22 protein-coding genes, 1 pseudogene and 1 riboswitch are annotated in these 20,825 nt (G+C 42.2%); of the genes and pseudogenes, 16 read left to right on the plus strand and 7 right to left on the minus strand.

Features of this window, described 5'->3' with window-relative positions; genetic code table 11:
- The first annotated feature begins 209 nt into the window (after window positions 1-209).
- Together H5164_RS17945 and H5164_RS17950 are read left to right on the plus strand one after the other, a co-directional pair.
- Window positions 210-902: an MOSC domain-containing protein gene (locus H5164_RS17945; protein WP_124017752.1), complete on the plus strand. Its 693-nt coding sequence runs from the start codon at window positions 210-212 to the stop codon at window positions 900-902.
- A gap of 41 nt (window positions 903-943) precedes the next feature.
- The gene (locus H5164_RS17950; protein ID WP_182757237.1) at window positions 944-1,303 is read left to right on the plus strand and encodes a DUF4870 domain-containing protein; all 360 of its coding nucleotides are present in this window, start codon (window positions 944-946) and stop codon (window positions 1,301-1,303) included.
- A gap of 92 nt (window positions 1,304-1,395) precedes the next feature.
- On the opposite strand, the gene H5164_RS17955 is transcribed toward H5164_RS17950, so the two are convergent.
- Window positions 1,396-3,315, minus strand: a complete 1,920-nt coding sequence (locus tag H5164_RS17955) for a methyl-accepting chemotaxis protein (RefSeq protein WP_182698719.1) — start codon at window positions 3,313-3,315, stop codon at window positions 1,396-1,398.
- 216 nt (window positions 3,316-3,531) lie between these two features.
- Window positions 3,532-5,181: an electron transfer flavoprotein-ubiquinone oxidoreductase gene (locus H5164_RS17960; protein ID WP_182757238.1), complete on the minus strand. Its 1,650-nt coding sequence runs from the start codon at window positions 5,179-5,181 to the stop codon at window positions 3,532-3,534.
- A gap of 231 nt (window positions 5,182-5,412) precedes the next feature.
- Window positions 5,413-5,545: riboswitch (molybdenum cofactor riboswitch) on the plus strand.
- Between H5164_RS17960 and moaA the strand changes: the two genes are divergently transcribed.
- From moaA to H5164_RS18015, 11 genes are all read left to right on the plus strand, one after another.
- Window positions 5,533-6,513 carry a GTP 3',8-cyclase MoaA gene (moaA, locus tag H5164_RS17965; RefSeq protein WP_124017748.1) on the plus strand — a complete coding sequence of 327 codons (981 nt, stop codon included), beginning with the start codon at window positions 5,533-5,535 and terminating at the stop codon, window positions 6,511-6,513. Its footprint overlaps the riboswitch before it by 13 nt.
- A gap of 83 nt (window positions 6,514-6,596) precedes the next feature.
- A complete protein-coding gene (gene moaC / locus H5164_RS17970; RefSeq protein ID WP_124017747.1) occupies window positions 6,597-7,073 on the plus strand; it encodes a cyclic pyranopterin monophosphate synthase MoaC in 477 nt (158 codons plus the stop codon).
- A gap of 64 nt (window positions 7,074-7,137) precedes the next feature.
- Window positions 7,138-7,386: a molybdopterin synthase sulfur carrier subunit gene (moaD, locus tag H5164_RS17975; RefSeq protein WP_124017746.1), complete on the plus strand. Its 249-nt coding sequence runs from the start codon at window positions 7,138-7,140 to the stop codon at window positions 7,384-7,386.
- A gap of 1 nt (window position 7,387) precedes the next feature.
- Complete coding sequence (gene moaE / locus H5164_RS17980; protein ID WP_124017745.1) at window positions 7,388-7,855, plus strand: molybdopterin synthase catalytic subunit MoaE; 468 nt, start codon at window positions 7,388-7,390, stop codon at window positions 7,853-7,855.
- A 42-nt stretch (window positions 7,856-7,897) separates the two neighbouring features.
- Window positions 7,898-8,746 (plus strand): molybdate ABC transporter substrate-binding protein, encoded by an 849-nt coding sequence (gene modA, locus H5164_RS17985; protein WP_182757239.1) that lies wholly within the window; start codon window positions 7,898-7,900, stop codon window positions 8,744-8,746.
- Window positions 8,746-9,426, plus strand: a complete 681-nt coding sequence (gene modB / locus H5164_RS17990; protein WP_182723751.1) for a molybdate ABC transporter permease subunit — start codon at window positions 8,746-8,748, stop codon at window positions 9,424-9,426. Before modA ends, modB begins: the two co-directional genes overlap by 1 nt.
- Complete coding sequence (locus H5164_RS17995) at window positions 9,410-10,522, plus strand: ABC transporter ATP-binding protein (protein WP_182723752.1); 1,113 nt, start codon at window positions 9,410-9,412, stop codon at window positions 10,520-10,522. The genes modB and H5164_RS17995 overlap by 17 nt, the downstream gene beginning before the upstream one ends.
- A gap of 490 nt (window positions 10,523-11,012) precedes the next feature.
- Window positions 11,013-11,489 (plus strand): hypothetical protein, encoded by a 477-nt coding sequence (locus H5164_RS18000; RefSeq protein WP_235781676.1) that lies wholly within the window; start codon window positions 11,013-11,015, stop codon window positions 11,487-11,489.
- A 13-nt stretch (window positions 11,490-11,502) separates the two neighbouring features.
- Complete coding sequence (locus H5164_RS18005; protein ID WP_182698745.1) at window positions 11,503-12,180, plus strand: response regulator transcription factor; 678 nt, start codon at window positions 11,503-11,505, stop codon at window positions 12,178-12,180.
- A gap of 67 nt (window positions 12,181-12,247) precedes the next feature.
- Window positions 12,248-13,489, plus strand: coding sequence for a HAMP domain-containing sensor histidine kinase (locus H5164_RS18010; protein ID WP_182698724.1), 1,242 nt, complete (start codon window positions 12,248-12,250; stop codon window positions 13,487-13,489).
- 36 nt (window positions 13,490-13,525) lie between these two features.
- Complete coding sequence (locus H5164_RS18015) at window positions 13,526-14,200, plus strand: TIGR01621 family pseudouridine synthase (RefSeq protein ID WP_182723753.1); 675 nt, start codon at window positions 13,526-13,528, stop codon at window positions 14,198-14,200.
- 38 nt (window positions 14,201-14,238) lie between these two features.
- Here the strand turns inward: H5164_RS18015 and H5164_RS18020 are convergent.
- Both H5164_RS18020 and H5164_RS18025 read right to left on the minus strand, forming a co-directional pair.
- Window positions 14,239-14,457: pseudogene (locus H5164_RS18020) on the minus strand (GGDEF domain-containing protein); the annotation flags it as partial.
- 48 nt (window positions 14,458-14,505) lie between these two features.
- Window positions 14,506-15,714 (minus strand): diguanylate cyclase, encoded by a 1,209-nt coding sequence (locus H5164_RS18025; protein WP_182757241.1) that lies wholly within the window; start codon window positions 15,712-15,714, stop codon window positions 14,506-14,508.
- Window positions 15,715-15,867: 153 nt separating this feature from the next.
- Between H5164_RS18025 and H5164_RS18030 the strand changes: the two genes are divergently transcribed.
- A complete protein-coding gene (locus H5164_RS18030; RefSeq protein WP_124017736.1) occupies window positions 15,868-16,035 on the plus strand; it encodes a YqaE/Pmp3 family membrane protein in 168 nt (55 codons plus the stop codon).
- A 105-nt stretch (window positions 16,036-16,140) separates the two neighbouring features.
- Window positions 16,141-16,335 (plus strand): DUF2986 domain-containing protein, encoded by a 195-nt coding sequence (locus H5164_RS18035; RefSeq protein ID WP_182757242.1) that lies wholly within the window; start codon window positions 16,141-16,143, stop codon window positions 16,333-16,335.
- A 33-nt stretch (window positions 16,336-16,368) separates the two neighbouring features.
- On the opposite strand, the gene moeB is transcribed toward H5164_RS18035, so the two are convergent.
- On the minus strand, window positions 16,369-17,139 hold the full coding sequence (gene moeB / locus H5164_RS18040; protein ID WP_182698729.1) for a molybdopterin-synthase adenylyltransferase MoeB: 771 nt from the start codon (window positions 17,137-17,139) through the stop codon (window positions 16,369-16,371).
- 7 nt (window positions 17,140-17,146) lie between these two features.
- Entirely contained in the window at window positions 17,147-18,400 is a 1,254-nt protein-coding gene (gene glp / locus H5164_RS18045) for a gephyrin-like molybdotransferase Glp (protein WP_182698730.1), read from the minus strand.
- Window positions 18,401-18,535: 135 nt separating this feature from the next.
- Between glp and H5164_RS18050 the strand changes: the two genes are divergently transcribed.
- A complete protein-coding gene (locus tag H5164_RS18050; protein ID WP_259396219.1) occupies window positions 18,536-18,853 on the plus strand; it encodes a GIY-YIG nuclease family protein in 318 nt (105 codons plus the stop codon).
- Between the two features lie 8 nt (window positions 18,854-18,861).
- On the opposite strand, the gene H5164_RS18055 is transcribed toward H5164_RS18050, so the two are convergent.
- Window positions 18,862-20,721 (minus strand): M14 family metallopeptidase, encoded by a 1,860-nt coding sequence (locus H5164_RS18055; protein ID WP_182757243.1) that lies wholly within the window; start codon window positions 20,719-20,721, stop codon window positions 18,862-18,864.
- Between the last annotated feature and the right edge of the window lie 104 nt (window positions 20,722-20,825).

A 20,825-nucleotide genomic window follows, 5' to 3' on the forward strand; every position in this document is an offset into this window, starting at 1 on the left:
TTGTCATTTTAGTGTCATTGTTAGCGCTTATGATAAGCCCGTCTAAACAACTTTTATAGTGTCGGATGGTTAAGATCATTTTTCACTATGTTTTTAAGTATTATCTCCCATTATATTTATGGCCTTACTCTTCCCCAGTAAGGCTTTTTTTTGTCTGAAAATTGGGTATATTGGCACTCTGTAATCATGTTTAAGCAAGGACCCGCTGGATGAGTAAGCTATGGGTGAAAGGTATTTCTGGGTTATATTTAGGTGATCAAGTGCAAATGCATAATGGTGTTGCCAGTTGCATTAACCAAAAACATATCGCTAAGCAGTTGACCGTGCAATTTGATCGAGTTATCGGTAATAGCGAGGCTGATCCTAAGCATCATGGCGGGCTAGATAGAGTGCTGCATCATTTCCCGCGAGAGCATTATGGTCAGTACCGCCGCTGGGATTTAATGTCGACCTTTTTTGATGCACCTTCAATGGGTGAGAATATCAGTACTGTCGGCCTTAATGAGGCGCAAGTTTATATTGGTGATATAGTCCAAATTGGAGATGTGACATTACAAGTTACCCAGCCGCGATCACCTTGTTTTAAACTCAACTTGCAATTTGGTCACCCTAAATTTGCTTTAGCAATGCAAGAAAGTCGCATGTGTGGCTGGTTTTACCGAGTGCTATCGGAAGGCGATATTAATCCGAATGACAGTATTGTTTTGTTAGAAAGAAAAACGGATATCAGTGTAGCTAAAGCGATGCAGATATATTTTTTAGCAGAATTTGATGCTGCGCAATATCAGATACTGCTTGAATGTGAAGGTTTAGCGCAAACTTGGGTTAACTCATTACAGCGCCGACTTGATCAACAAAGTATAGAAGATTGGGCGATGCGCTTGTATGGCAATGCCAGTTAGTTAACCATAATATTATAAGAAATCTTGATAAGGAATATCACATGACCGAACTAACAGACACGTTATCCAAAGACGCTAAAAATATGGGGTTATTAGTACATGCCGCCAGTTTTGTCGGTTATATTTTCCCTCTGGGCAGTGTTCTTGGGCCGTTAATTATCTGGTTAATGAAGCGAGACGAGTTTGAGTTTGTAAACCAATGCGGAAAGAACTGCATTAATTTCAAACTAAGTTTAATGATTTATGCCTTAGTGTCTGGGATATTGATTTTTATTGGTGTGGGCGTATTACTACTGGCAGCGTTAGCATTACTCGACATTATTTGTACTATTATCGCAATGGTGAAAGCCAGCGATGGCAAAGCTTATCAGTATCCACTGACTATTCGGTTTCTGAAATAACTAGCATGATAAATATATCGTGATCGGCAACAGCCATGAGCATAAAAACGCCACTCAAATGAGTGGCGTTTTGTTAAAACGATTTATCGCATTTACACTTTAAAACGAGCAACTAGGGTATCCAGTCGAGTGGCTAATTGGTTCAATGATTCACTTGCATGTGCAGCGGCATGAGCTGTTTCTGCGGTTCGTTGAGTAATATCGTTGATTTCAGTCACATTACGATTAATGTCTTCAACCACAGTTGATTGCTCTTCCGTCGCGGCTGCAACTTGTATGTTCATATCGCTAATCAGTGCAATTCGTTCACTAATACCGCTTAATGACTGGCTCGCTTCATCAACAGCTGTAACACCCTCATGCGAGCGGCTGCGCGATTGTTCCATAGCACTGACTGCTCGCGTCGTTTCTGATTGAAGTTTATCAATCATAGTTTGTACTTCGTTAGTCGAAGCTGCCGTACGAGAAGCTAAGTTACGGACTTCGTCTGCAACAACAGCAAAGCCTCGTCCTGCTTCACCGGCTCGAGCCGCTTCAATTGCCGCGTTCAGTGCCAATAAGTTAGTTTGCTCTGAAATTGCACGAATAACATCTAAAATACTGCCAATCGATTTAGTGTGCGTCGCTAATGATTCAATCACGTCACCGACTTGTTTGACGTCTTTAGATAGTTGATTAATGGTTTCACGTGCCCGTGTTACGACTTTCTGACCTTCAATTGATTCCGCATCTGCATCGCGGGCCGTGACTGCGGCTTGAGCTGCGTTAGTTGCAATTTCATTAACCGTAGCGCCCATTTCGTTAATTGCGGTGACCACCATAATCGTACGGTCTTTTTGTAATTGGCTGTCATCTAACGTCTGGTGTGACTGATTTGATACATCAATAGCAGATAAACCTAGTTGTTGGCTTGTGCTGGCCACTTCCAGGACCGTATCTTGGATCTTACTGATAAAGCTATTAAAACCACGAGCAAGCTGAGCAATTTCATCATCACCATTAACGGGTAGTCTTTGACGTAAATCGCCTTCGCCTTCACCAATGTTGCGAAATAGCTCGGCAATATGAGCAATAGGGCGGCTGACGGAACCTGCAACCGCAATCGAGATGGCTATAAATACCACTGCAATAAGAATGGTCCATATTAAGATCTGATAAGCGGACTCTTGTAGTAAGGCAAAGACTTCAGCTTCAGGCACTTGAGCCACTAAATACCAATCCATCGATTCAATATAGCTACTGGCAATCAACATGTGTTGGCCATCAACTTCTGCTTTAACTAAGTTAAAGTCACTTTTATTTAGCAGTTGGTTAGTATTGGCATTAGGGTATAAAGTGCTGAGCTTAGCCTTACCTACTTTATTGGTATCTCGATATAGTTTTACGTCACCTTTAGCATCCACTAAAAAGACAAATCCAGTGTCTTCAATTTTGAATGAATCTAATAAGTTAACCATATCATCTAGTGATTTAGCTAAGCCAACAAGCCCACGACCATTTGGCTGCTGATAGTTAATAAACAGTTTGACTTCACCATTGGCTTCGGTAAAAACATTGAGCATGCGCTCTTGTTTACTGTCGCGGTAATCAAAAAACCAACCGTCTTGCTCAGGGGTTAATACCCGTAAAAAGCCGTCTTGTGTATAGTAAGCTGCGGTTTCGCGATCGGCGTAAGACGCTTGAGCTAAGCCGTACTGATTTTTTAGGTCATTTAATTGTGCGATGACTAGGCTTTCTTGGTCCGCTGGGCGACCATTTTGGAGCCAGCCAAGCAACATTCTGCTATTGGCTAGTTGCTCTGCGGCATTCATTAAACTGCTAATTTGCAGGTCTACGTCATTGCGGATTTGCATGACTATGCTTGGCATTTCTGAATTAAGCATACGTTGCTCGACGATTTGCTTCGCACTGCGTTGACTCAGTAATCCGACTAATATTGTTGATAGCAGTACAGCAACTGTCACTGTCAGCAATATTTTTTGTTTAATGGTAAGGGTATTAAATGTGCTCATCTACAACAGCCTCTTGGGGTATATCTATGATATATCGGACACAATGCCAATAAATTGATAGTTATTTTGCTCTTAAGTTAATTAAGTAAACAAAATAGTCTTTTTGCGTAGGTTGTTCTGATTTTATGTGAGTAATAATAGTCTATAAAACAAAAAAAACGCACCTATATTTAAGTGCGTTTTTCGGCGGAGCTAATATTTTAACTATTGGTTAGCTTACATATTTGGGTAGTTTGGCCCACCGCCGCCTTCTGGAGTGACCCAGGTAATATTTTGGCTCGGATCTTTGATGTCACATGTTTTGCAATGAATACAATTCTGAGCATTTATCACAAATTTTTTGTCGCCGGCTTCTTCAATCACTTCATATACGCCTGCTGGGCAGTATCGTTGCGCGGGTTCATCAAATTTAACTAAGTTGACCGAAATCGGAATACTTTGGTCTTTAAGGTGTAAATGGCACAGTTGATCTTCTTCGTGATAAGTATTCGACAGATATACTGAAGACAGCTTATCGAAACTTAATTTACCGTCAGGTTTAGGATAATCAATCTTATTGTAATCACTGGCTAGGCCTAAAGTTGCGTAATCAGGGGTGGTATCCCTAAAGGTCAGCGGAAATTTACCACCAAACCAATTTTGGTCGATGTAATTAAAAGCGCCACCGACTATGGTGCCAAACTTATGTAATGCAGGACCAAAATTACGTGATTGATACAGTTCATCGTGCAGCCAGCTTTCTTCAAAACGTTGTTGGAAGCAATCGAGATCTTTACCACCTTCGATACCAGCCATTAAGCCTTCGCCTAACACTTTGGCTGCGATGATCCCACTCTTGATCGCGGTATGGGTGCCCTTAATTTTAGCAAAGTTAAGTGTGCCTGCATTACAGCCAATAATTAACCCACCAGGGAAGCTCATTTTAGGCAGTGAATTTAAACCACCTTTAGCAATGGCACGTGCACCATAAGTTAAGCGCTCACCGCCAGTTAATGTTTTGGCAATCACTGGGTGAGTTTTATAACGTTGAAATTCATCAAATGGGCTGAGGTGAGGGTTTTGGTAATTTAAATCAATAATTAACCCCACTGCAACTTGGTTATCTTCCATATGATATAGGAATCCCCCTCCAGATGAACCATTCACTAGAGGCCAACCGCCGGTGTGAACGACTTTACCTTGTTGGTGTTGTTCAGCAGGGATTTTCCAAATTTCTTTAAACCCTAAGCCATAATGCTGCGGTGTTTTGCCATTGTCTAAATGGTATTTTTGGATCAGCTGTTTACCTAAGTGACCCCGACAACCTTCTGAAAAAACGGTGTATTTAGCATGTAATTCCATGCCTGGCATGTAGCTGTCTTTGTGTTGACCATTTTCGCCAACGCCCATGTCACCAATTAAAATACCTTTGACACTATTGTCTTCATTAAACAGTAATTCACTGGCGGCAAACCCGGGGAAAATTTCTACGCCAAGTGCTTCAGCTCTATTGGCTAACCAACGGGCTAAGTTACCGACACTAATAATGTAATTACCATCGTTGTGCATGGTTTTAGGCACAAAGCCGTTTGGTATTAAGCGCGATTTATTCTCTGAGTTAAGCAGATAAATTTCGTCATGAGTGACTTTAGTCGTTAGCGGGATATCAGATTCACGCCAATCATTAAATAATTCGTCCAATACATCCGCTTCAAATACCGCTCCCGATAAAATATGTGCGCCAACCTCAGAGCCTTTTTCTACCACGCAAACGGTGATTTCCTTGTCGGCATCTTTAGATATTTGCATTAAACGACAAGCTGTTGCTAAACCTGCAGGGCCAGCACCGACTATTACTACGTCGAACTCCATTGACTCGCGTTCCATGTTGTCACCTTTCAAAGTTTCCCGTTCATCGCGGGTTTATTGTTTTTCTACAACGATAACTAAACGATCGTTTATCTTTTTAGTTACCTTACCGCAAAATTCACTTTTGTCACAGTAGCAAACATAATCTTGTCAGGGTGAGACGAGTCACAAATAGTTAACGATATAATCTTTTTCATTAAGATATTTACTAAAGGGGTATTTGTTAAAAGGCAATTAGGCCTATAATTGGATCTGACGGTTCTCCGAGCTTTGTGTCCTAAGTCAATGATATGGGCAGTTAGCCGTGGTAATTTTGCCACCGGGGTGAGTAAAGAAATGCATTCACCTCCCACACTTGGAAAGGTTAACATGTCCCAATTACAAGATAGTTTTGGTCGAAGGTTTCACTATTTACGAATGTCAGTCACTGACGTTTGTAACTTCAAATGTTCCTATTGTTTGCCCGATGGGTATAAACCCGATGGCAAACCGAGCTTTTTAACCCTCAATGAGATTGAAAATCTTGTTGCAGGCTTTGGCGCCGTTGGCACTCAAAAAGTTCGTATCACTGGTGGTGAGCCCACTCTGCGCAAAGATTTCACTGATATTGTGCGGATTGTTGCGGCGAATCCCAATATTAATACCGTAGCAATGACCACCAATGGTTATCGTTTACAGCAGAATGCTAAAGAATGGTATGAAGCTGGTTTACGGCGTATTAATGTTTCCGTTGATAGCTTAGATCCTAAAATGTTTTATCAAATTACCGGCGAAAATAAGTTTGATCTTGTTATGCGCGGTATTGATGCTGCATTGGAAGCGGGTTTTGAGCGGGTTAAAGTCAACGCCGTATTACTTAAAGGCTTAAACGATAAAGATTTACCACGGTTTTTACAGTGGATTAAACATATACCTATCGATTTACGCTTTATTGAGTTAATGGAAACGGGCTTGGGTCGCGACTACTTTAATGCGCATCATTTAGCTGGCGTTGATATCAAAAAACAACTTGAGCAGCAAGGCTGGTTATACGATTTACCGAGCGTTGATGATGGTCCTGCACAGAACTTTAGTCATGCCGACTACCAAGGTCGTATCGGGCTAATTATGCCCTATGCTAAAAACTTCTGTGCCAGCTGCAATCGCTTGCGCGTATCAGCCAAAGGTAAATTACATTTATGCTTATTTACTGAAAATGGCCTAGATTTGCGCGATTTATTGCAAGACACTTCACAGCAAGATGAGTTAATCACTCGGTTACACGGTCAATTAGCGCAGAAAAAAGAAACCCATTATCTACATCAAGGTATTACCGGTGTGACTCAGCATCTTGCCTCTATTGGTGGTTAAGCGGTTATTGAGCTAAACCGACTGATGCGGACATTTTTGTGACGCTCAGTCGATAGACATTGAATTTTTATTAAGGCAGTAGCATGAGCAATCGTTTTACCCATATTAACGCCGATGGCAATGCCCATATGGTTGATGTCACTGAAAAAGCCGTCACTGAGCGCGAAGCCCGCGCAGAAGCCTTTATTGATATGGCTCCCACTACCTTAGCGATGATTATGAATGGCAGCCATCACAAAGGTGATGTGTTTGCTACCGCACGTATTGCCGGTATTCAAGCGGCTAAAAAAACTGCTGATTTAATACCTTTATGTCATCCGTTAATGCTGACTAAAGTGGAAGTTGAGCTTGAAGCTCAGCCTGAGCACAATCGTGTGCGCATTACTAGTTTATGTAAGCTATCGGGTAAAACCGGTGTAGAAATGGAAGCGCTAACGGCTGCTTCTGTCGCTGCCTTAACTATTTATGATATGTGTAAGGCTGTACAAAAAGACATGATTATTTCTCAAGTTCGTTTGCTTGAAAAACGCGGCGGTAAATCTGGCCATTTTCAAGCTTAAGCTGCCTTATATGAGCTAACGTTCATCCAATATGTTTTATGAATAAATGCATTGAGAGACCACTATGATCCAAGTGTTATTTTTTGCGCAAATTCGCGAATTACTCGATACCGCTAAAGTCGAACACAGTGCCGACAATATAGACACCGCCGAAGCATTACGTGCTGCGCTTGCTGCCACTGATGATAAGTGGGCTAAAGTGTTGGCATCAGACAAATTGCTGGTGGCGATTAATCAAACCATGAGCCAATGGGATTCGCCTGTAAATGACGGTGATGAAGTGGCCTTTTTCCCTCCGGTCACAGGAGGGTAATATGAAACAGAGCAATCAAATTATTGTCCGTGTGCATGCTGAAGATTTTAGCGTTGCCGATGAGTATGCGCTCTTGGCTTGCGATAATCAGGATGGTGCAGTAGTCAATTTTGTTGGCAAAGTTCGTGACTTTAATGATGGCTGCGCCGTAACCGATCTAACCCTAGAGCATTATCCTGGAATGACAGAGTCGGTTTTATTACAGATTAGCCAGCAGGCTTGTGAGCGGTGGCCGTTAAACAAAGTGACCATTATTCATCGAGTGGGTACGCTAACACTTGGTGAGCAAATAGTCTTTATCGGTGTCACCAGTGCCCATCGTAAAGCCGCTTTTGCAGCGTGTGAGTTTTTAATCGACTTCTTAAAAACCAAAGCCCCTTTTTGGAAACTGGAAGCGGGCGATACTGGCAGTAAGTGGGTTGAAGCGCGTGATAGCGATCAACAAGCAGCTCAAATGTGGAAAAAGTAATATTGTTCCGTATTACTGGTATACAGCAAGGATAATATCTCAATGCCTTTTATTAATAGCATTACTCCAATTTTTTATCGGCTGGTAAAGTATATTAACGCAAGTGGTATGGCGGCGTTACTGGCGACGGTTGGTGTGATTGGGTTCAGTTCCGCAAGCTTGGCCAGCGAGGCTCCGGCCATTGCTGCAGCGGCTAATATTAAGTTTGCAGTAGATGAAATCGCGACGCGTTTTCAACAGCAAACAGGCTTGGAACTGCGGATTAGTTATGGTTCATCGGGTAATTTTATTACCCAAATTCAGCATGGCGCTCCATTTGAGATGATGCTCAGTGCTGATGAAGGTTATATTGATAAGTTACATCAAGCGGGCTTTACTCAAGACGAGGGCATTGTTTATGCCATCGGACGTTTAGCTCTTGCTGCTCCTAAGGCTTCGCCATTGATTTTAGACCCAGAGCTTGTGGGCTTAAGGCAGTTAATCGATGATGGGAAGCTATCTCGTTTCGCCATTGCCAATCCAGATCATGCACCTTATGGAGTGAGTGCCCGTGAAGTTCTCAAGGCAAAAGGTTTATGGGATGCACTCCAGCCGATGCTGATCTTAGGTGAGAATGCCGGACAAGCGACCCAATTTACCATTAGTGGTTCCACTCAAGGCGGTATAGTGCCGTTATCCTTGGTGTTGACACCTGAGTTTGCTAAGCGCGGTAACTACGTGATTATTCCAGACGTGTTATTTCAACCTCTTAATCAACGGATGGCATTGATGCCACAGGCATCTGAAACGGCCGAGCTATTCTATCAATACATGCAATCTAATGAGGCGCGGCAAGTGTTAACGCAATTTGGATTTAACTTACCTAAGCCTGTCGTTAAGCAGGGTGACTAATGGATTGGCAAGCGCTGTGGCTGTCGGTAAGATTAAGTTGTTTTACCGTTGTAGTATTAATTCCGCTGGCCATAGTGATTGGGCGATGGTTAGCGTACCGTCAGTTTAAGGGCAAGTCATTGCTTGAGGCTCTGATCATGGCACCATTAGTATTGCCCCCGACTGTTATTGGCTATTACTTATTGGTCGGTTTAGGCAATCAGAGCATGATTGGCCAGTGGGTTGAACAATTAACAGGTCAACAACTGGTGTTTCATTTCTCAGGGTTAGTCATAGCCTCTATTATTGTTAATATTCCCTTTGCTGTTCAGCCTATTCAACGTGCGTTTGAAACTATTCCTATTGATATTCGCGACGCTGCGGCTTGTTGCGGTATGAGCCGATTACGGATTTTTTTTCGAGTTGAGTTACCCATGATTTGGCCTGGTGTATTAACCGCCCTGGTACTGTGTTTCTCCCATGTGCTGGGTGAATTTGGTGTGGTGTTAATGCTGGGCGGTAACATTGCGGGTGAAACTAAAACTATCTCAATAGCCATTTATGATAGTGTGCAGGCATTCGATTTTGATTCGGCAGGGATGATGTCTTTAGTCTTATTGTTGTTTGCGGTAAGCGCATTAGCACTCACTACCAGTATGTCGAGGCGTTTAGGAGGGCATTATAATGCCTCGCCACGCTGATCTTACTTGTGATATTTCACAAACACTACCTATTCCATTGAAAGCGCATTTTAGTTGCCAAGCGGGTGAGGTCTTAGCGGTTGTTGGCCCATCGGGTGGTGGTAAAACAACACTACTGAGAATGATTGCTGGTTTGACATTACCGCAACAGGGGCAGATTCATTGTGGTGAACAGTTGTGGTTTGATGCACAACAGTCGATTTCACTCACACCACAGCAACGACATATTGGTTATATGCCGCAGAATTTTGGTTTGTTTCCGCATTTATCGGCGTTAGATAATGTCATTTCTGGGCTTGATCATGTGCCCAAAGCCTTAAGAAAGCAACGTGCACTAGATTGGTTGGAACGTGTCAATTTGCATGGATTACCTGATCGTTTACCCGCACAATTATCGGGTGGACAGCGCCAACGAGTTGCGCTTGCGCGAGCGTTGGCACGTGAGCCGGCTATTTTGTTATTAGATGAGCCCTTTTCTGCGGTAGATAAAGAAACTCGTGAGCGCTTATACATAGAGTTAGCGCGTTTGAAGCAACAACTATCCATACCGGTAATTATGGTAACCCATGATATTCACGAGGCCTTGTTACTGGCCGATAAAATGATATTAATTAGTCAGGGTAGGATGCTGCAACAAGGCAAGCCCTTTGAGGTGTTATCTCATCCTAATGATGAGGCGGTTGCGAGACAGATGGGCTTGAGAAATATTTTTGATGGCCAAGTTGTGTCACAAGATATTGAACGCAACATCACTCAGTTTACACTGGGTGATGAACTCATCGTCTGTGATAGCGCCCCCACATTAGAGATTGGTCAAGCTATTCGTTGGGTTATTCCCAATCAAGGGATTCGCTTTAATGCCATTAGCAGTGGTCGTCTGTGCAAGAGCATAAATAAGTTAGAGGTATTCATCGAATCTGTATTGATAATGGGCGAATCCTCTCGGGTGATCGCATCAGTTGTTGGCATAGGATCAATCATTAATGCTGATGTACCAACTCATTTAGTGCAAAAGTTATCAATCGCGGCAGGAGTGCAAACGACCATAGCGCTCAAGTCAGACCAAATTCATATTTTAAATATCAGAGACAGTTGATCTTTTAAGATGAATGCAGCCAGAAGGGGACGGCTAAACGATTTTTCCCTTTAGTTATAAGGTATTTTCTTACAATGGCTAAGTGCCACAACTTATGCCGTATTAGAAACTGTTTATCTCGAACCCAATTTAGCCATCAATGTTCAACAGCCCTTTGTCTTAACTTGGATCGTTAATTTATTTTAAATAACTTTTTCGCTCAGTTTGCTGCGCCGATTAGCGTGTGAGACGCATCAGTGCCAAATAAGATAACATAGCCTACTATTGGCGCGAGTTTGATCACTCTATTCGATCTTTTATACTGATTTTATGTCATAAAATGGCGCTTCAGCATCATTTAAAATGGTATTTATGATCAATTATTAATCTTAGATTTCTTGGGACTTTGGCTGCTCTTAGGTAAAGTGGGCAGGTAATAAAATTTTCAATTATATAGAGGCTCGTGATGGTTCGGTTGCTGCTAGCAATATGCTTTCTTCCTTGTGTCGTGATGGCCACCCCATCTATGCATTCCTTATTGATAAATGGTAACTTTTTAAAGCCCATTTCTGTCATGGAGCAATTAGAGCAACAAGATCAAGGTACAATTTGTGACTTTGATGTTGACGTCGAGGAAGGCTTGCTGGTATATAAAATTTCTATGGTTAACGTAGAAACCCACCGAATCAATAAATACGAATATCGGGCCTTAGACGGTATATTATTAACTGAAAAATCGTCTGCCTACGCAAGTGATGATACTGGTCAAGTTAATGCTGCTAAAATGCTCGAAGCTAAACATATGAAGTTTTCAGAATTAGTGACTCTTGCGATAGAAAATCAGCAAGGATATTTAACAAAGGCAGAATTGGACCACGATTTATCAATTAGTTATCTCGAATTAAAATTACTCAATCAAGATAGTAGAAGTACCATTGCTTTCGATATTGAAACTCTACGTCCTCTACCTCTGCTCAAATGGGATTAAAGACTCTATGACTATGCGTATTTTACTGGTTGAAGATGATGCTACTACATTAAAGTATGTAGCTGATGGATTTACTGCTCAGAAATATCAAGTCGACAGTGCGACGGATGGCCAGGAAGGTCTGACGTTAGCCAAACATAATCAATATGATTTATTGATCCTCGACCGTATGTTGCCTAAGTTAGATGGCTTAACGTTATTATCAGCTCTGCGTACCAGTGGCAACAAGACACCGGTACTTATTCTATCGGCCTTGAGCCATGTTGATGAACGCGTAAAAGGTTTACGTGCCGGTGGTGATGACTACATGACTAAGCCATTTGCGTTTGCAGAGCTATTAGTGCGTGCGGAAAAACTTGCTCAACGTAATGTGGTTGAACCTGCTGCCACTGATATTGAAGTGGGTAGTCTAAAAATGGAGTTATTAACCCGTAAAGTTACCCTTGATGACAGCGAGTTAATGCTTCAACCCAAAGAATTCCAATTACTTAAATATCTAATGGAGCATCCTAATCAAGTCATTAGCCGCACATTACTATTTGAAGCAGTATGGGACTACCATTTTGATCCTCGTACTAACGTGATTGATGTGCACATTGCCAAGTTACGTCGCAAGTTTGAAGAGCTTGGGCATGGTGAGCTAATTGAAACCGTAAGAGGGGCTGGATATCGCCTTTGCAAAAGGCATTAAGCCTTACCAAAGTAGTGCGTGGCGGATCACGCTGATCTTCTCTACATTAGTAACAATATTGATTGTTATGTTGGTGCTTAGTCTCTATCGACAGCTAGTGATTGAGCAACAAAATCAGGTAGATAAACATCTTGCTGCAGAAATGCAACGTTATCAGCAGTTGGCTTTAACAGTCAATCGCCGTAGTTTTGCTGCTCAAATTCGTGCTGCCGATCCCAAAACAGCCTTGATTGCCTGGCGCAACAGCGTTGATATGGTCGGCGCACTGACTTTTTTACCTGAAAACATGCCGCAACTGCCTGAAACCAGAGATTTCCCTATTTTTACCGGCGGTCCAGATAAGCTGCATATTCTCACCGGTGGTCTAGTTATTACCCGTTATGGTCCAGTCCTTATTGCGACGCGAACAGATCAGTTAGCGGCACTAATTGAGAAATTCATTAATGCTGCTTTCTGGGCGGTGGCATTTACCTTAGGACTGACACTGGCATTAGGGTATATATTCTCAAAAGCCATTCTTAGACGACTGGTCGAATACAACCGCTTAAGTGAACAAATTGAAGCTGGACACTATGAGACGCGCTTGCCGGTAAGTGAAAGCCAAGATGAGTTTGATATGCTTGCGCGGCAATTTAATTTGGTGCTCGACACATTAGAGCAAAACTTGCGTGCGGTTCGGGGTGTAACCGATAATATTGCCCATGATTTACGAACCCCGTTGTCACACTTACGTATCGGGATTGAGCTATTATCGCAAAAACCTACCGCTGAACTTGCCGATGCCACCGCCGAGTTACTCGAAGAGTTAGACCACTGCCTGGGAACATTTGATGCCATGTTATCGTTAACTCGCATTGAAGAAGGCCAGCAAATGCTTGATTTACAGCCAGTGAGTTTGCAGCAAATCTGTCAAGATTTATTCGAAATGGCGGAAGTGATTGCCGAGAGTCGCGACCAAGTGCTGAAAATCAGCTTAGAAGATGATATTCAGGTTAATGGCGACAAGTATTTGCTGTTCCAAGCCTTGTTTAATCTGGTTGATAACGCGATCAAGTATTCCCCAGACGGTGCAACAATTAGCATTATCCAACAGGGGAAGCATATTCAAATTAGTGACAATGGCCCGGGTATTATTGACGAAGATAAAGAGCGAGTATTTGATCGCTTAGTCCGTTTAGACCCTAGTCGTCATTACAAAGGCACCGGGTTAGGTTTGTCTATGGTGAAGGCCATTCTATCGCGCCATAAAGCGACCATTTCACTACACGATAATAATCCGGGTTTGCTGGTGAGTATTCACTTTAAATAATAGTGCACTCGGCATTTAATCCTGGTTGGATAATTTATGTATCAACTGCTCAGTGATCAAACAGATTTTATTATTATCAGTAAGTCTGCCAATGTCCATTTTCACAGCCAAGATGGCACTGCTGGAGTGATTGCTCAGGCTGAGGCTGATTTAGGCTATAAGCTTTATCCGGTTCATCGCCTCGATACGCCTACATCTGGTTTATTGATTGTGGCTAAATCGCCACAAGCGGCCAATGTATTCACTCAGATGTTTACTCAGCATCAAGTACAAAAATATTATTTAGCCATTGCCTGTGGTAAGCCTAAAAAGAAGCAAGGTTGGATTATTGGCGATATGGCTAAGTCGCGTCGCAGCATGTATAAATTACTGCGAACCACTGATAACCCTGCAGTTACACAGTTTTTTAGTCAGAGCATTGCCCAAGGCATACGGCTGTACTTGCTCAAACCGCTCAGTGGTAAAACTCATCAATTACGAGTGGCTTTAGCCAGTATTGGCGTGCCTATTTTAGGCGATCAACTTTATGGTAATGAGCTCAGTGATAGGTGCTATTTACATGCGTACAGTTTGCATTTTAGTTATCTAGATAAGACTTATGTTTTCCAACATGTGCCATCATTCGGTGTACACTTTCTATTGCCTCAATGCCAACAACTTATTGGTAATCAGTGGCAATCGCCGAGTGATTTGTCTTGGCCAAGTAAGTGATAGTTTTTTCTATTAACAAGAATATCGGTGCATTTTTATTACCCAAGTTGAGGTTTACCTAACCTGCTGTTGCAATACAGTTGCGGCCGGCTTTTTTTTGCATCATACATGGCTTTGTCGGCTTGGGCTAAAATGTGCTTAATGGGGCTTTTGGGAGTGACAATAGCGCAACCAATGCTTGCCGTTATACTAAGCCTCTCTTCACCAGTATCAATTACCAGTTCTGCAAGTTCTTGCTGACATCGTAAAGCCATTTCATGCGTCTGCGCTAGTGTGAACTAAATCTGCAAAAGGGCTCGTACTGATTATTGTCGTGTTGTGGAGATTATTTCATTGGCTTGCTCTATCGAGTCAAGCGAACAAATCGTATTACGCCCCCTACTTTTTGCGAGATACATAGCATCATCAGCTAGCTGTAATAGTTGTTCAATACTGAGGTGAGTTTTACAGGTCGCATAACCAATACTGAGGGTGGTGCTGATGTGTTTTTTTTGCCACACGATGACGCTTTCTTTAATTTTTTGTTGTATCTTTTCGGCCACAATTTGAGCCTCTTTTTTATTGGTTAACGGCAGTATGATGAGAAACTCCTCACCACCATAACGACAAATAAAATCGATTTTACGCAGTGTGTTTTGTAACGTTTCAGCTGTGTGTTTGAGCACTTTATCACCGGCTAAATGTCCATATGTATCATTGATACGTTTGAAATGGTCTAAGTCGAGTACCATTAAGCTATAAGCTAAATCATTTCGTAACCACAAGGCATCAACCTGCTTGAGTTTGTCCAGTAATGCATGCCTATTCCATAAGCCGGTTAATTGATCCTTGTTAGCTAACCGCGCCACTTTGAACACTAATCGAGCCAGAGCATTACCAAATAATACTAGATTAGTTAATAATAACAGTATGATATAGCTCCATAATACTAAGGGTGAGTTAAGTTTGTCGGCGGCAGAAATATGCGCAAGTTGTTGTGGAGAAAATAACAAAACAATTGCTCGGATGATAAATAATAAACCAATAGTAAAAAAGGGCACGTTAAGTAAGGCGGCATAATAAAGTGGTAAGTGTTTTTTTACTGCCCGAAAATTATCAATACCACTGAGGGAAATGAAGATAGCTGCAGTCATGCTCATCACAATAACTAAGTAAACGGCATAGATCACTGAGGGTGGTACTAACAGCATTAATAACGCCGCAGTTGTCAGCAATATTAGATCAAAACGGTAGGATAAAGCTTGTTTAAATAAGTATTGGCAGCCCCAACGCACCAGAGCAAATCCCAAGAGTATTGTCATGTCGGCAACAAACCAGTATAAATAGTTAATTGCTTCAGTGCGTTGAGTGTAAAGTAAAATGCCGATAACAGTGAAAGTGTTAGCCGCAGCGAAGCACCAACTGGCTCTGGGTGCTATGCGTAATAGAGTGGCAAGCAATGTCCAAGCTATTGCACAGCTAAGCGCAATTAAGCTGAAAAATTGTACAAAAACAATACTCTGGCTATTTTCCATGTGACTCATTACTATCGGGAAGAAGACGGTTCCATGATCCAATATCAATATACAAAAAAATAATAGGATAATTATTCTAGTTAACAACTTGTATCGTATACTCTTTTTATAATAGTTATAGCTAAATTAATCAATTTAAATAAGGCAACGAAAATGGATACTAATAAATTATTACTAGTGATTATTGCGATTTTGCTTCCACCTGTGGCGGTATTGCTCAAAAAAGGTATGGGCAAGGATTTATTAATTAATATCCTATTATGTATTTTCTTTTTTGTCCCCGGGCTTATTCATGCTTTGTGGGTAGTATTACAAGAGTAAAGGCTAGTATATGATGCCGCTAAGTCGCTGATAAGTTGGAATCGATAGGGTTTTAATCACTTTAAGATTATAATTGCTTGGTAGAAATGCTATTAAGTGACCAACATGAATCGTAAAAAGAAAATTAATCAAACCCTGAAAGCTAAAGCCAAGAAGGCCAATGCTAAACTCCATGCAGCCAATAAATCTCCTTATATTGCCAAAGCCGATCGCGAAAAGCTTATGCAAGCGCAATTGATAGCCGCGCCAACAGTAGTTTTAGCTGACAGTGCATCAAGTGATACAGATGCTATCCAATAGCATCTGTATCATGAACTCGCGATGTCGTTTCACTTACGCATGTACACCGCAGATTTTGCACTGGGGTTGTTTAGGCAAGCGCATTTGTCTAAATTCCATGGTCATGGCATCTATCATTAGCAACTTCCCAGTTAACGCTTGACCGATACCTGTGATGACTTTTATCGCTTCAGTTGCTTGAATGCAGCCTATCATGCCAACCACTGGAGCAAGAATACCCGCTTCGACGCAGGTTAATTGCTGCTCGCCAAATAAAGCGCTAAAACACTGATAACACGGGCTATCTTCTCGGTAGTCAAATACGGTTACCGTGCCTTCCATTCTGATTGCTGCAGCAGACACTAAGGGGACCTTGTGCTCAAAACAACTTTTGTTGAGCTGTTCTCGAACAAGCATGTTGTCGGTGCAGTCAAGAATTAAGCTGTGCTGGCTTACCGAGGCATTTATCTCATTATCATCTAATTGCGCATTAATGGTATTGAGAGTAATCAATGGGTTTAGCTGCATCAATGCCTGTTTGGCAGACGCCACTTTCGGCTGACCAATATTGGCGTCATGGTGCAATACTTGGCGTTGTAGATTTGAAAGCTCCACCGTATCAAAATCAACTAAGGTGATTTCACCAACCCCCGCCACAGCAAGATATTGGCTTGCAGCACAACCTAAACCGCCAGCGCCAATAATTAACACCTTGGCAAGTTTAAGTTTTTCTTGGCCATCTATATCGATAGCTTTAATCGAAATTTGTCGGCTATAACGCAGCATTTCAGTGTCGGTCAGTATTTCTTGCTCAAGTGAGTCCATAATATCCCTAACACAACACGTTATTAAAAGGCTCTACAGTCACTTGGACACCCTTAGATGTGTCGCCTTGGAATTGATCTAATATTACAAAGCAATTAGCTAAGCTCATTGATGTCAGCATACCCGATCCTTGGCCACCTGTGATGGCCACTTCAAGCTCGCCCGCTTCATTGCGACTGAGTATGCCGCGTTGGTATTCGACTCTGCCAGGATGTTTACGTATATCCGTCAGTAACTTGGCTTGGCAAAATAAAGGCGTAACCGGTTTGAGTCCCTGCATCTTTTTCAAAATAGGTAATACGAGCTTATAAAAAGTCACCATCGAAGAGACCGGGTTACCGGGTAAACCACAGAAAATAGCATTATCTATTTTACCGAAAGCAAATGGTTTTCCTGGTTTAATGGCCAGTTTCCAAAAGGTGATTTTGCCTTCTTCAGATAAGATTTGTTTAGTAAAATCAGCATCACCAACAGAGACACCGCCTGATGTGAGCACCATATCCGCTTGGCTAGCCGCTTCTTTAAATGCTCCGCGAATCGCTTCTTTATTGTCGGCTATTACGCCCAAATCAATCCATTCAACATTACTTTTACTCAGTAAGCCTTGGATTGAATAGCGGTTAGAATCATAAATCTGTCCTGGCGCCAATTCGCTTCCCACCGGGCGTAATTCATCGCCAGTGGAAAAGAAGGCCACTTTTAATTTGCGTGTCACCCTTACTTGGCTGATACCAATGGTGGCGAGTACCCCCATTTCTGCCGCGCGGATAATGACACCACGGTGTAATACTTTTGTACCAGCCAGCAGTTCTTCACCGCGACAGCGCACATTGGCGCCTAAGCGATGTGGATGTTCAATACTAATCTGGTTTTGGTTTGCTTGAGTTTTTTCTTGCATTTGTACGGTATCAAAACCTGGGGGAATAGGAGCACCGGTCATAATGCGGATACAACTATTAGGTAGCACTTTGCCACTGAATGGGTGGCCTGCAAAAGAGCTACCCACTAATGTGAAAGTTGTTTTATCTTGTGATGCCGTTAAGTCTGCAAACCGAAATGCATAACCGTCCATAGAAGAGTTATCAAAAGGGGGTAAATCAATACTTGAGGACAGATCTTCGGCAAGAACCCTGTCGATAGCTTGGGTTAATGTTACCATTTCGGTATCTTGAGTTGCTTCAACTTGAGCTAAAAGTTGCTCAATCGCTTGATCGGGATGCAGCAATGTTGGTTGAGCGCAAGGGTCTTGATTACTAGACATCAGAACTTCCTTAATGAAATGCTAAAATATGCTGTAGCGTATTTTGGCTGAAAAATAGGTGTTTGCATTTTCATGGGGCTTAGTATGCCATGATGGCACAAGCGTTTTATGATCACACTTAAGGTTTTAAATTTTATGCCGAAAAATAACGCCAATGCTGGTTGGTACTTGTACATTATTCGCTGTGCAAATTCACATTTATATACAGGTATTACCACGGACATTGCGCGCCGCTTTGCTGAGCATCAAACAGGCAGTCCAAAAGCGGCTAAATATTTAAAAGGTAAAGGCCCGTTAACCCTGGTTTACCAAGAATCCTTAGCGGATCGAAGTGAGGCATCAAAACGCGAAAGTGCGATTAAAAAACTGTCTCGCCAGCAAAAGTTAGTGTTAATTGAACAGCATCAGCGACTAGGGCGTCACTCTACCAGCGATAACATGCTTGTAGAGTGACTAGCTGATTACTTAGATACCCTTAACACAGGATATTTCATGTATTGTTTATCATAATATGGGCTGCGTTCATAAAACCAACGGAGTCTTGCTTCACTGTCTTTGGCAAAATCAGGGTTCTTTAGTGCGAGATTGAATTCAGCTTGTAGGCCGGGATTCTCTTGTAACATTTTTGCCGCTAAAGGTTCAACCGCATAATCTTCAATGTATTCGGTGCGGGTGAAAATAGGATTAAAAAATCCCCAGTAAAACAGTGAATCCTCGGCTTGTGGCTCGAGCAGCAGCATGGCTAAATCACCCAAAGGCTGGTCGGTTAGAATACGCACAGTACCTGCAGGAAGATCAGTAGTAACTTTGTTAATGCTCGTGTTGGCAGTGACTGTTTGATGGCCTTCGTAATCAGCACTAGAAAACATGGGCTCGTTAAATTGATATTGCTGTGCGGTTACTGTGGTGACTTGATTAAGACGCGTCATTCTGATGCCGTGTAAAGCGAGACGATCAATCACGTCAGCCCACTGTGGTGGAATATAATACGCCACAGGACGCGTCACTGTCACAATCGGTTTGGTATTAGCCACAAGCGGTAAGTTTTTATATAACTTAGGTTCACCTGTCCAGCGTACTACTTTGTCGCCACTGATTGGGCTTTGCTCAATACGGTAATCAATACCTTTAAAGTCTCGCCCTTGTGCTAATGTTTGGTTTTCCCAGCTTAGGGTTAACTTGCTTGGATTTCGGTATTTATCTTCATTGATGGCAGATTTTAGCTTAGTGCTATTTTGGGCCACTGTTTTAAGGGTTTGTTCAAGCATGACATAGGTGCCAAGTACGCGTTGCTTGTAGGGCTTAAGGCTATGGTTTTCAATTAAAATGGTGGGTAAATGACGGGCATCGCCATAGCCATTGGAGAATCGTGGGCTAGGGTTCCAAAGTGATATACCTTTACTCATGTCGGTATTGTCGTTAGCAAAAACTAATGGACCAGGTATGTGGCCTTGTTCTGTTAAGGCTTGTTCTACCTCTGGACGATAAATAGTCTCTAGCCATTTAAAAATGCTCGGGCTGTAACCTTGAGCGAGGTTGTAGCCAAAGGTGACATCATATTGGTAGTCAATACCATCGGTTACATGAACATCTATGTATAAATCTGGCTGCCAAATATTAATAGTGCGAATAAGGTGCTGCATTTCCAGTGCATCAGCTTTGGCATAATCACGGTTTAAATTAAGGTTTTTAGCCGTAGTACGCCAACCCATGTTCACAGGTCCACGCTGATTAACGCGGTTAAATTTGCTGCTGCGCTCGTGAGCATCAACACTGAAAATAGGGATAAACAGTAAGTTAACGTTTTCAAGTAACTCGCGTTTGTGGTTATGACTGATATCACGCAATAACATCATCCCAGCATCTTTACCGTCAATTTCGCCAGCATGAATGCCCGCTTGCACTAGCACGGTCGCTTTACCATTATCACTCAACGCTTGCGCAGTTGATGCTCCATCTTGCGACGCAACAATCATCCATATATCTCGGCCTTGGGGACTTTTGCCGATACTAACCAGTTGTAATACATCGCTGCTGTCGACGAGTTTGTTTAACCATTGCACCGTATCATGATAGTTCGGGCTAGAAACGTAACCGTTTTGCTCAAACGGAGTGATCCATGGCTGATCTGCACTTAATAACAAGGTTTCACTTGCACCAGACCAAGGGTGAATTGGCGGCAGTATATTGTCGTTTTCAAAATGTGCAGTGTGCTCTGTTGCGACTATGGGCGTCGAAGATGCAGCATCATCAGCATGAGTGAAAGTAGAACAAATCAGTAACGGACTAACCATTAAACTTGCAAGCAAAAAGCGGCGCATGAATATCCCTGTAAATGGTGATGGTGTTGACATAATAACGGTAATAACATCATAGCATTGCCTATCAACAGTTTCAGTGGCTTTATGCTGTAATTTTACAGATA

This window comes from Shewanella sp. SG41-3, from assembly GCF_014164545.1.
GTDB classification, from domain to species: Bacteria; Pseudomonadota; Gammaproteobacteria; order Enterobacterales; family Shewanellaceae; genus Shewanella; species Shewanella vesiculosa.